The organism is Streptomyces minutiscleroticus (assembly GCF_014650875.1).
In the GTDB taxonomy this organism is placed as follows: Bacteria; Actinomycetota; Actinomycetes; order Streptomycetales; family Streptomycetaceae; genus Streptomyces; species Streptomyces minutiscleroticus.
The window spans coordinates 54,603-66,088 of record NZ_BMVU01000017.1 but is presented as its reverse complement, the minus strand read 5'-3'; the positions used below and the strand labels follow the sequence as shown (position 1 = coordinate 66,088).

Below are 11,486 nucleotides of genomic sequence, written 5' to 3'. Positions count from 1 at the left end.
GAGAGGAATCACAGATGTCCGTTCCCACTTCGACGCCGGAACTGCTGCGCGCCAGTGTCGAACAGTTCTACGCCCGGCACATGCAGCTGCTCGACGACGGCGACGCCGAGGCGTGGGCCGAGACCTTCACCGAAGACGGCCTCTTCGCCCTCCCCGGCAGGCCGGAACCGACCCGTGGCCGTGCCGCCCTGGCCGAGGGAGCGCGCCGTGCCCACACCGAACGGCTGGCGTCGCACGAGACGCACCGTCACTGGCACGGCATGCTGGACATCAGGCCGCAGGACGACGGCAGCGTCCATGTGCGCTGCTACGCCCTGGTCGTCGCCACGCCGCGGGGCGGCGAGCCACGGCTGCACCGCTCCTGCGTCTGCCGGGATGTCCTGGTGCCGGCGGGCTCCCAGTGGCAGGTCCGCAGCCGGCGGGTCACCCGCGACGGCTTCTGACCCGCGCGGCGCGGACGGCGATCGGGCAGGAGGGACGGGGTGCCCGTCCCTCCTGCCTCGTCTCATTGGACCTGCGATCCCACCTTCGACCCCTCCATGCCTGGCACACCGCGAGTGCCGCCGAGCGTCTGCGACCGGCACGGTCGGCGGCCGGCTACGGTCCCGACAGCGCCACTGCCGAGTTGAATCCGCCGTGACCGCGTGCGAGTACCAGCGCCCGGCGCAGCCGGGTCCGGCGCACCGTGGTGACCAGGTCGATGCAATACTCCTCCTTCGGGCAGGACACGTTCACCGTCGGCGGGATGACCTGGTCGCGCAGCGCGAGCAACGCCGTCGCCACGTCCAGCGGCCCGCTGCCGGCGGCCAGCCGTCCCGTCATCGTCTTGGGCGCCGTGACGGGCACGCCCCCCGGGCCGAACACGGCCGCGAGGGCGGCTGCCTCCTGACGGTCCAGTTGAGGTGTCCCGGCCGCGTCGGCGAACACCACGTCGACGTCCGACGGCCGCCAACCGGCCTCGTCGAGAGCCTGTGTCACCGCCCGGCGCAGTCCCGGTGCCCGCCCGGAGCCGGGTGCCGGATCGAACGCCGTGCCGTACCCCTCGATCAGGCCGTGTGTCCGGGCGCCGCGTGCCCGGGCCGCCTCGGTGTCCTCGACGACCAGGAGAGCGCCACCCTCTCCGGCGACGTGCCCGTCCGCCCGGGAGTCGAACGGCAGGTAGGCATCGTCCGGATCCTCGCGGGTGCTCAGCCGGCCCTCCGCCAGCAGAGCGGTCCAGCTCCAAGGGCACAGGGAGCCGTCAACGGCGCCGGTGACCATGGCCTGGGCTCCTCGGCGCAGCAGGCGGCGGGCGGCCGCGAGCGCGTCGAGGCCGCCCGCGCCGTCGGTGACCACGACGCTGCCGGGGCCCCGCAATCCGTGCCGGATGGAGATCTGGCCGGTGTTGACGGCGTAGAACCAGGCGAACGACTGGTAGGCGCTGACGTACCCGCTGCCCTTGGACCACAGGTTCTCCAGCTCTCGCTGGCCGAACTCGAAGCCGCCCGCCGTGTTGGCCGTCACGACGCCGACGGCGTACTCCGGCAGATCCGCGGGGTCGAGCCCGGCGTCGGCCAGGGCCCACTCCGCAGCCACCAGCGACAGCCTGGTCAGCTCGTCTGTCTGCGCCCGCAGCCGGCTCGGCAGCAGCGCCGCTGCGTCGAGATCCTGGATCTCGCCCGCCAGCCGGACCGGATAGGGCGACGGATCGAAGCGGGTAAGGCCGCCCAACCCGCTGCGGCCGCTCAAGGTGGCCGCCCAGTAGGCCGGTGTTCCGGCTCCGTTGGGTGCCAGGATGCCCATACCTGTGACCGCAACGGCCGTCATGCGGCGTGCTCCCCAGGACGGGACAGCACCATCGCGCTCTGAAAACCCCCGAAGCCGCTGCCGACTGTCAGCACTGTGGCCAGGTCGGCTCGTCGCGAGGTGAGAGGCACGTAGTCGAGGTCGCACTCGGGGTCGGGCTCATGCAGGTTGGCGGTCGGTGGAATCACCCCGTGGCGTAGCGCGAGCACACAGGCGGCGATCTCGATGGCCCCGATCGCGCCGAGCGAATGGCCCACCATCGATTTGATGGAGCTCACCGGCGTGCGGTACGCGCTCTCGCCGAGGGCGGCCTTGAACGCTGCCGTTTCGTGCCGGTCGTTCTGCTTCGTTCCGGAGCCGTGTGCGTTGACGTAATCGATGTCGTCGGGACGTGCTCCCGCCTCGGTCAGCGCGCCGCGGATGGCCTCGGCCATCTCCCTGCCGTCGGGCCGCAGCCCGGTCATGTGGAAGGCGTTGCAACGTGAGGCGAATCCACTGAGTTCGGCGAGGACACGGGCGCCGCGCCGGACGGCGTGTCCGTGCTCCTCCAGGACGAACATCGCCGCGCCCTCGCCGAGCACGAACCCGTTGCGGGTGGCGTCGAACGGGCGTGAGGCGTGCTCCGGGTCGTCATTGCGGGGGGTGGTGGCCTTGATGGCGTCGAAGCAGGCCAGGGTGATGGGCGAGATCGGTGCGTCGGTTGCGCCAGCGACCATGATGTCCGCGCTGCCCTCAAGGATCAGTTCCCGTGCGTGGGCCACCGCGTCAAGACCGGAGGTGCACCCTGTGGAGACCACACCCACCGGTCCTTCCGCCCCCACCCGCCAGGCCACCTCGGCCGCCATGGAGCTCGGTACGAAGTGGCCGTAGAGGTGGGGCACGGCATAGGTGTGGTCCACCAGCCAAGCGCGCCCGCCGTTGCTGACCGTGGCGTATTCGCGTTCCAGACTGGTGGTGCAGCCCACGGCGCTGCCCACGGTGACGCCCGTCCGGTGCGGGTCCAAGTCCTCGAAGCGCAGTCCCGCCTCGGCGACGGCCTCATCCGTGGCGGCGGCGGCGAACTGGGTGGCCCGGTCCATGCGGCGGACCTCTTGGGGTGTGAATCCGTGCAGGACCGGGTCGAAGTCGCACTCGGCAGCGACCCGGGAACGGAACGGGGAGGCGTCGCACAGGGAGATCGCCCGGGTGGCCGTCCTCCCGGAGCTGACGAGTTCCCAGAAGGCCTTGGCGCCGATGCCCCCGGGGGCGACCAGTCCCAGGCCGGTGACCACGACGCGCCTTCTCATTGGCCCTCCTCGGCCGGATCAGTGAGCGGCTGCCACCACGATCGGTGGTCGCGGTACCAGTGCACGACTTCGGCGAGACCCGCATCGAGCGGGATCGCCGGTTCGAAGCCGAGGTGATCGCGGATTCGGGTGTCGTCCACGGAGTACCTGCGGTCGTGTCCCTTGCGGTCCACGACCGGGCTGACACGGTCCCAGCCGGCTCCGCACAGGTGCAGGAGGCGGCCGGTGAGCTCACGGTTGGAGAGTTCCGTGCCGCCGACGTTGTAGACGGTGCCGGGCTCGCCCTTCTCCAGGACGAGCTGGACGGCGCGGCAGTGGTCGTCGACGTGGATCCACTCCCGACGGTGGTGCCCGTCGCCGTACAACGGCAGCGAGCCGCCTGCCAGCAGGCGCGTGACGAAGCGCGGGATCATTTTCTCCGGGTGTTGGTAGGGGCCGTAATTGTTGGCACAGCGGGTGACGGAGACGTTCAGCCCGTGTGTGTGCCAGTAGGCGCGGGCCATGAGGTCGGAGCCGGCCTTGGACGCGGAGTAGGGCGAGTTGGGTAGCAGCGGGCAGTCCTCGTCCCAGGATCCCTCGGTGATGGAGCCGTACACCTCGTCGGTGGACACATGGACTACACGTGGGACGCCGGTGTGCAGGCAGCTGTCAAGAAGGTTCTGGGTGCCGACCACGTTGGTGCGGGCGAAGAGGGAGGCGTCCGCGATGGAGCGGTCGACATGGGACTCAGCGGCGAAGTGGACGACGGCGTCGTGTCCGGGTAGCAGGTCGAGCAGTAGTTGCCGGTCGCACACGTCGCCGCGGACCAGACGCAGCCGCGGATCGTCCAGGGGGAGGTTGCCGGTGTTACCGGCATAGGTCAGTTTGTCGAGGACCGTGAGGCGCGCTGTTTCGTAGCCAGGGCAGGAGCCGCTCAGCAAACGGCGGACGAAGTGCGATCCGATGAATCCGGCACCGCCGGTCACCAGGAGCCTCATGCGACCACGTCGAGTTCGGTGTGGTCGCCGACCACGAGCCGGTGGCGGGCCGTGCCTGCAGGGGTCGCGCCCACGCGGGCGGAGCGGCCGATCACGGACCAGTGGATGCCGTTGACGTCGCTCACCGCTGCCCCGTCGAGCAGGATCGATCCGGAGACGCCCGCCTCGCTGAGGACGCATCCGGCTCCGATGGAGGTATGAGGGCCGATATAGCTGTCCTCCACGATGCTGCCCTCGCCGATGATCAGCGGTCCGCGCAGGTGGGAGCGGATGATCCGGGCGCCCGGGGCCACGATGACGGGACCCAGCGCGGTGCTTGCCGCGTCGATGCTGCCTTCGATGCGGGACTCGGCGCTGTCCAGCAGCAGTCGGTTACCGTCGAGGATGTCGTCGATCCGGCCGGTGTCCTTCCACCAGCCGGTCACCTCGACGGCCCGTACGTCGTGTCCTTGGTCCACCAGCCACTGGAGGGCATCGGTGATCTCCCGTTCACCGCGCCGACTCGGTTCGATTGCGCGGACGGCATCGTGAACGATGGGGGTGAAGAAGTACGCGCCGGTGACGGCGAGGTTGCTCCGTGGACGGCGGGGCTTTTCGCGTAGTTCGCTGACCCGGCCGCCGGGGCCCGTCTCGACTATGCCGTACTCCTGCGGCGTTCCAACGGGGGTGACGGAGACTTGAGCGGCGGGACGGCTGTGCCGGAAGCGGTCGGCCGCCTCGGCAATGCCATCGCCGAAGACGTTGTCACCGAGGTACATGGCGAAGTCGTCGTCGCCGAGGAAGTCCCGGGCGATGAGCACGCAGTGGGCGAGGCCGAAGGGGGCCTCCTGGCGAATGTAGCGGACTCGTAGGTCAAATCTGCTGCCGTCCCCCACAGCTCGGCTGATCTCCTTGTGCCAGTCGCCCACGATGATGCCGATGTCGGTGATGCCGGCGTCCCGGACGGCTTCCAGCGCGTGGAACAGCACCGGCTTGTTGGCAAGGGGGATGAGTTGCTTCGGCATGGCGTGGGTGAGCGGACGCAGCCGCGTTCCCATGCCACCCGAAAGGATCAGGGCCTTCACTGGAATACCTCTTTCCCGTCACAAGGTTCCGGGTGGGCACATCGGAAACTTGCCTATCGCGCCGGGCCTCAGGACGGGTCGAGGAGGACTTGAACCCTTGTGGGGAGACGGAATTTGAGCAGGTCTTGAGCCGGGATCCCTACATTGAGGTCCCGACAATCGCCGTGACCGGAAACAGAGGAATGTCATGAACTCCCATGGCGCCGAACTTTACCTGGACCTGATGGAACGGGTGCTGGCCAATGTGATATATGAGGACGCGCCAGTCGGCTGGTACGGGGACCTGGACGGATACGACTCCAGCACCCGCTCGGAAGGTCGAGATCTTCCCACCGCCGCGCACACGATGGTCGGTCTGAAACGGCTGAAAAACGTCCGGTGGTGCGTAGAACGGGTGCTGCGCGACGGCATTCCCGGAGATCTCATCGAGACGGGGGTGTGGCGGGGCGGTGTGTGCATTCTTATGCGCGCAGTGCTGGAGGCATACGGAGTGCGCGACCGACGGGTGTGGGTGGCGGATTCCTTCGAGGGCGTTCCGGTCACACATTCCGGTAGCCACCCACTGGACCGCGAGATGGCGCTGCACCGGATCAATCAGGTGCTGAGTGTTTCACGCGAGGAAGTGTCCGCGAATTTCTCCCGTTACGGGCTGCTGGATGACCAGGTACGTTTTCTGGAGGGGTGGTTCAGTGACACGCTCGCGGACGCTCCCGCCGGCCCGCTGGCCGTGATGCGGCTGGACGGAGATCTCTACGAGTCGACGACGGACGCGCTCACGTGTCTGTATCCCCGGTTGTCCCCGGGAGGTTTCGTCGTCATCGACGACTACAACATCGAGCCGTGCCGGAAGGCCGTCGAGGAGTACCGGAACCGACACGGAATCGATGAGCCCGTCCAAGCCATTGACGGATACGGGGTGTACTGGCGCAGGGCGGAGCGGCGGTGACAGCGCCTCTCCGTCGGCTGAGGGCACCAGTCAGCCGGCCCGGCGCTGCCCCACGCCGAAGCGGTCGAGGAGGCTGTCCACCTCGGTGAAGTCGGTGCCGTCGAGCATCGGGTCGGCGCTGAGCATGGCGCGGTGCAGCCGCTGGATCTTCAGCGAGGGCTCCAGGCCCAATTCGCCGACCAGGTGCTCGCGCAGCCTGCGGAACACCTCGAGGGCGTCGGAGCACCGGCCCGACCTGTACAGGGAGAGCATGTACTGGGCGTGCAGGTTTTCGTGCATCGGATACTGGGACACCAGGCCGGCCAGTTCGCCGGGCAGTTCGTGGTGCAGCGCCAGCCGCAACTTGGCGTCGTTGCGCTGCATCAGTGCCGTCAGCCGGTTCTCCTCCAGACGCCGGATCTCGGCGTCCAGCAGTGGCCCCACCTGCATGTCGACGAACGGCGGACCGCTCCACACCTCCATCGCCGCGGTAAGCAGCCGGACGGCCTCCTTGTCGCATCCGTTCGCGAGAGCTTTGCGCCCATCGGCGGCCAACCGTTCGAATTCATGTACATCGACCTCGCCTTGGCGGAGGTTCAGCTGGTATCCGCCGAACTTGGTCACCAGCACGTCCTGGGCCACTTGGGAGGAGGTGCGGTTCAGAGCCCGCCCGAGAAGCTTGCGGACCTGGAGTATGTAGGTCTGCAAGGTGGTCTGCATGCTCGCCGGGGGGTTGTCGCCCCAGAGTTCGCGTGCCATGGCCGCGGTGGTCACGACATGGTTCGCCTGGAGCGCCAGCAAGGCGATGATCTTGCGGGGCTTGGGTGCGGTGAGCAGCTCGATGAGATCGTCATCGTGTGAGGTGCGTAGCGTCAGCGAACCAAGTACCTGAATTCTCAGACGCGCCGTGCAGTCGCTGTCGGAGCTCACTGGTCCCCCTGATCGAATGATCGCCAATAGAGTCGCACGACTAGTTTCATGAGATTAGTTTCATGAGTCAAGCGGGCCTCCGGTCGTCAGCCACTTCCGGCCCTGTTGTGATCCTTCACCTCTGCATGCTCAAAAGCACCGGTCAGGAACCTGTTCGGCCGAATCCGAACGGTGTCGACACTCGTTTCACCGCTCGATCACCAACGCGGCGCAAATCGGCCACATGCTGCTCGCGAGTACCGCGTATTCAGCAGGCAAAACAGTCGGCATGCGTAATGCTGCGCCGATTTGATCAACCGGAATGCGGGCGCCCCGCAGGACGGTAACCAGCGTCACTACCGCATCGTGAGGCGATATGCCTCTCATCTCCACCGCCGCTCAAGCAAATCCCCAGCCCCCGCGCCGAGGATCCGGAAGCGACCCGTTCGCCCCCTCAAGCCGGGAGACGTCCATGACCGAAGACCGTGCGCCCGCCGTCACAGCACAACAACTGCTCACGATGATGTCCGCCGTGCGTAAGACCGGCGTGCTCCGTGCCGGCGTCGACCTCAAAGTGTTCGACGCTCTGGCCGACGGCCCCGCCGACGCCGAGACGGTGGCCACAGCCTGTACGGCAGACCCGCGCGGCACCCGCATCCTGCTCAACGCCCTGGCTGCCATCGGACTGCTGGAGGCCGATCAGGACCTCTACACCCTCGCCCCCGGTGCCGAACGCATCCTCGTCAGCACTCATCCCGAGTACTACGGCGACGCCGTCCGGCTGGCCGCCAGCGATTACGAATGGGACGCGATCAAGCATCTCGGCGACGCCGTGCGCCAGGGCGGCACCGTCATGAACACCAACGCCGAAACGCCTTCCTACACTTTCTGGGAGGACTTCGCCGAACTCGGCACGCTCAACACCCAGCCCGTGGCCGACCTCGTCGCCGACGAACTGCTGCCCTGGTCCGATGCTTCCGACGACCGGGTGAAGGTGCTCGACGTCGCCTGCGGCCACGGCTTCTACGGGTACACCCTGGCCCGCAAGGACCCGCGCGCCCATATCTGGTCCCTGGACTGGCCGAACGTCCTCGCGGTCACCGAAGCCAACGCACAGCGCCTCGGCGTCTCCCACCAAGCTCACTTCATTCCCGGCGACATGTTCGAGGCACCGCTCGAGGGCCCCTACGACATCGTCATCGTCGCCAACGTGCTGCACCACTTCTCCACCGAACGCGCCACACAGCTGCTGCGGCGCATGGCCGATGTCGTCCGCCCCGGCGGCAAACTCGTAGCCATCGCGATCAGCACCGGCGACGGCCGGCCCGCCGACGACCCGATTCCGCACCTCTTCTCCGCCCTGATGCTGGCCTGGACCTCCGAGGGCCAGGTGCATCCCCTCTCCGCGTACGAGGACATGGTGACGGCCGCTGGGTTCGCCCGCCCCAAGCTTCACACCGTCCCGCACAACCCGCTGCGCGTCCTGCTGGCCGACCGCATCTGACTCTGAGAGGTGTCATGGAGATCGTCGGGCGGGGATTCCTCGCCAGGAGTCTTGCGCCGCTGACCGGATCTCACTCCACGGCCGTCGTCTTTGCGGCGGGCGTCTCCAGCGCCCACAGCACGTCGCAGACCGACTTCGCCCGTGAGGCCACACTGCTCTACCAGATCCTTGATCGGTGCCGGGCACGAGGCAGGAAACTGGTGTACTTCTCCACCTGCGGTGGCGGTCTGTACGGGCCGGACGGCCCCAGCCACGAGGCCGGGCCGGTCTTCCCGACGACTCCGTACGGTCGGCACAAGCTGGCCATGGAGGGCGTCCTGCGGTCCTCGGGTGTGGAGACCTTGGTGCTGCGCCTGGCCTACACCGTGGGCCGTGACCAGCGCGGCCACCAGCTGATCCCCGCGCTGCTGCGTCAGATCCGCTTCGGCACTGTCCGCATCCACCGCGGTGCCCGACGCGACCTGGTGCACGTGGACGACGTGGTGAGAATCGTCGACGCCCTGCTGGCCAGGGACACGGCCGACGAGGTGATCAACATCGCGTCGGGATTCGCCGTGCCGGTCGAGGACATCGTCGCCCACCTCGAGACCCGTCTCGGCGTCACTGCCGAACGCCGGTACGTCGATGTGGCTGACAAACACGCCGTCTCCAACCACAAGCTCCTTTCCCTGCTACCGCCGGCCGCCCGCCCCTCCTTCCACTCTGACTACTACCGCAGCGTCATCGACCGGTACCTCGACCAACCAGCCGAAACCGCCCCAACGAGAGGCAGGACATGACGACACAAGAGACACTCGACCACACCACGAGCCCCACGTCCGTGGCGCGTACCCTGCTCGCTCTGAACACCGCCTACTTCCAGGCGAAGGTGCTCCAGAGCGCCGTCGAACTCGGCCTGTTCGGCGTGCTCGCCGAGAAGCCCGCATCCGCGGACGCCCTGTGCACACGTCTCGGTCTGCATCCTGTGCGCGCTGCCGACTTTCTCGACGCGCTGGTCGGCCTCGGGCTGCTGGAACGGAAGGACGGCCGGTACGCCAACCGGCCGGGCGTCGCGGAGTTCCTTACCCCCGGTGGCCCCCGGTACCTCGGCGACAGCATCGCCCAGCACGCCCGGCTCCACTACCGCGCCTGGGCCTCCCTCACCCAGGTACTCAGTGGCGAATCCGTCCTGGACCAGAAGGACTTCCGCAAGGACTTCCAGGACCTCGACAACGTGCGCCGCCTCATGGGACACATGGACGTGTTCAACAGTTTTGTCGCCCATGAACTGGACCGGTGCATCGACTGGGCCCGCTACTCCACCTTCCTGGACGTGGGCGGCGCCCGCGGCAACGTCGCCGCACATCTGGTGCGCACCCACGGCCACCTGGCGGGCGGCGTGTTCGACCTGCCGGCCGTGGAACCCCTCTTCGACGAGCACATGGCGGCCCTGGGCACGGCGGAAAAGGTCCGCTTCACCGCCGGAGACTTCTTCGCCGACCCGCTGCCCCGCGCCGATGTCATCATCCTCGGCCACGTTCTGCACGACTGGCCACCGACCGCCCGCGAAACCCTGGTGAAGCGGGTGCACGACGCGGTGGAGCCGGGTGGGATCATCGTCGTTTACGACGCGATGCTCGATGATGATCGCCAGGACGCCCGGTCGCTCCTGCAGAGCCTGAACTGCTCCATCATGCGCGACGGCGGCTCCGAGTACACCGTCGGGGAGTGCCGCGGCTACGTGGAGCGCGCCGGCTTCCGCTTCGAGTCCGCCGAACGGATCGACAGCCTCACCGGAGACCGCGTCCTTGTCGCCGCCAAGCCGTCCTGACTCCTCCGGCCGACCGGCCCCCAACGGAAGACTCGACCATGCGTGTACTGCTGACCACTGCGGCCTGGCCGTCCCACTACCTGTTCATGGTGCCCCTCGCCTGGGCATTCCGCGCTGCCGGCCACGAGGTGCGCATCGCGGCACAGCCGCATGTCGTGGACACGGTGCTGAAGTCCGGGCTTACCGTCGTGCCCGTCGGCCCCGACCTCGACTTCGCCCGGCTGCACCGCAAGTTCGTCGCCGACACCGACCCCGCGCAGTACCGGACGCGGGACGCCATCATCACCATCTTTCACCGCGTCGCCGAGATGATGACACCCGATCTGGTCCGCTTCGCGGAAACCTGGCGACCCCACCTGGTCGTCCGAGACCCCGTGGCCTTCGCCGGGTCCGTCGCTGCCGAGGTGGTCGGCGCGCCTCTGGTGCGCCACGCCTGGGGGCCGGACCTGTACGGCACGGCACCGGGCGCATGGCTGGCCCATCACATTCTCGAACGGCTCGGACCGACCTACGAGCTGTACGGCGCCACGCCGCCCACCGTCCTGGACCACCTGGCCGTCGACCCCACGCCGCCCAGTCTGCACATCGACGCGCCCGGCGTCTCCGTGCCGATGGCCTACGTACCCTACAACGGGCCGGGTGTGGTGCCGTCCTGGGCGGTCCAGCCGCCGACCCGCCCCCGTGTCTGTGTCACCTGGGGTACCTTCACCTCCACCGCCACCGACGAGCCGGAAATGTTCCTGGTGCCGAGAATCCTCGACGCACTCGACGCGCTCGATGTCGAGCCGGTGCTCGCAGTGACCGCAGCGGAACGCGACCTGCTCGGCGACGTGGGCGACAGGGCCACGGTGGTGCAGGACCTACCGATCCACACCATACTGTCCGGGTGCGCAGCCGTGATCCACCACGGCGGAGCGACCACCGTCCTGAGTGCTGCCCGGTTCGGAGTCCCCCAGCTCACCATTCCCCACCTCTTCGAACAGCGGCTCAACTCCGATCTTCTGGAGACAGCCGGGGCCTCGATCCAGCTGAAGGGTGACGACCGCAGGGACCCCGTCGCCATCCGTGCCGCCGTGACCGACCTGATCCGCGACGGCTCACCGTACGCCGCAGCCTCCCGCCGCCTGCGTGAGGAAATCCTCGCCATGCCGCCGCTCCACGAGGTCGTCGGACGGTTGGAGCAGGCGGCCCGCGCCGACGCCCCCACCGCGCCCGCCGCCTGAGGA

At 68.2% G+C, this 11,486-nt stretch carries 12 protein-coding genes; 6 read left to right on the top strand and 6 right to left on the bottom strand.

The window, feature by feature from the left end; all coding sequences use genetic code 11:
- Window positions 1-14: 14 nt before the first annotated feature.
- A complete protein-coding gene (locus IE271_RS18505) occupies window positions 15-443 on the top strand; it encodes a nuclear transport factor 2 family protein (protein WP_190191455.1) in 429 nt (142 codons plus the stop codon).
- Between the two features lie 154 nt (window positions 444-597).
- Here the strand turns inward: IE271_RS18505 and IE271_RS18500 are convergent, their stop codons facing one another.
- Genes IE271_RS18500 through IE271_RS18485 form a run of 4 tightly spaced genes read right to left on the bottom strand, consistent with a single transcriptional unit; the run spans window position 598 to window position 5,112 of the window.
- Entirely contained in the window at window positions 598-1,806 is a 1,209-nt protein-coding gene (locus IE271_RS18500; protein WP_190191454.1) for a ketosynthase chain-length factor, read from the bottom strand.
- Window positions 1,803-3,071 (bottom strand): beta-ketoacyl-[acyl-carrier-protein] synthase family protein, encoded by a 1,269-nt coding sequence (locus IE271_RS18495; protein WP_190191453.1) that lies wholly within the window; start codon window positions 3,069-3,071, stop codon window positions 1,803-1,805. The genes IE271_RS18500 and IE271_RS18495 overlap by 4 nt, the downstream gene beginning before the upstream one ends.
- Window positions 3,068-4,048 carry a dTDP-glucose 4,6-dehydratase gene (gene rfbB, locus IE271_RS18490; RefSeq protein ID WP_190191452.1) on the bottom strand — a complete coding sequence of 327 codons (981 nt, stop codon included), beginning with the start codon at window positions 4,046-4,048 and terminating at the stop codon, window positions 3,068-3,070. Before rfbB ends, IE271_RS18495 begins: the two co-directional genes overlap by 4 nt.
- Window positions 4,045-5,112, bottom strand: coding sequence for a glucose-1-phosphate thymidylyltransferase (locus IE271_RS18485; protein WP_190191451.1), 1,068 nt, complete (start codon window positions 5,110-5,112; stop codon window positions 4,045-4,047). Before IE271_RS18485 ends, rfbB begins: the two co-directional genes overlap by 4 nt.
- A 187-nt stretch (window positions 5,113-5,299) precedes the next feature.
- Here IE271_RS18485 and IE271_RS18480 point away from each other — a divergent pair, with 187 nt between their 5' ends.
- On the top strand, window positions 5,300-6,058 hold the full coding sequence (locus IE271_RS18480) for a TylF/MycF family methyltransferase (protein ID WP_190191450.1): 759 nt from the start codon (window positions 5,300-5,302) through the stop codon (window positions 6,056-6,058).
- A gap of 30 nt (window positions 6,059-6,088) precedes the next feature.
- On the opposite strand, the gene IE271_RS18475 is transcribed toward IE271_RS18480, so the two are convergent.
- Window positions 6,089-6,967, bottom strand: a complete 879-nt coding sequence (locus IE271_RS18475; protein ID WP_229919403.1) for an AfsR/SARP family transcriptional regulator — start codon at window positions 6,965-6,967, stop codon at window positions 6,089-6,091.
- 186 nt (window positions 6,968-7,153) lie between these two features.
- Window positions 7,154-7,303, bottom strand: coding sequence for a hypothetical protein (locus tag IE271_RS18470; protein WP_190191449.1), 150 nt, complete (start codon window positions 7,301-7,303; stop codon window positions 7,154-7,156).
- Window positions 7,304-7,418: 115 nt separating this feature from the next.
- Here IE271_RS18470 and IE271_RS18465 point away from each other — a divergent pair, with 115 nt between their 5' ends.
- The 4 genes from IE271_RS18465 to IE271_RS18450 are packed head-to-tail and all read left to right on the top strand — an operon-like array spanning window position 7,419 to window position 11,483.
- Window positions 7,419-8,450 (top strand): class I SAM-dependent methyltransferase, encoded by a 1,032-nt coding sequence (locus IE271_RS18465; RefSeq protein WP_190191448.1) that lies wholly within the window; start codon window positions 7,419-7,421, stop codon window positions 8,448-8,450.
- Between the two features lie 14 nt (window positions 8,451-8,464).
- A complete protein-coding gene (locus IE271_RS18460; protein WP_190191447.1) occupies window positions 8,465-9,229 on the top strand; it encodes an NAD-dependent epimerase/dehydratase family protein in 765 nt (254 codons plus the stop codon).
- Window positions 9,226-10,260 carry a methyltransferase gene (locus IE271_RS18455; protein WP_190191446.1) on the top strand — a complete coding sequence of 345 codons (1,035 nt, stop codon included), beginning with the start codon at window positions 9,226-9,228 and terminating at the stop codon, window positions 10,258-10,260. The genes IE271_RS18460 and IE271_RS18455 overlap by 4 nt, the downstream gene beginning before the upstream one ends.
- A gap of 38 nt (window positions 10,261-10,298) precedes the next feature.
- Window positions 10,299-11,483, top strand: a complete 1,185-nt coding sequence (locus IE271_RS18450) for a nucleotide disphospho-sugar-binding domain-containing protein (protein WP_190191445.1) — start codon at window positions 10,299-10,301, stop codon at window positions 11,481-11,483.
- The last annotated feature ends 3 nt before the right edge of the window (window positions 11,484-11,486 follow it).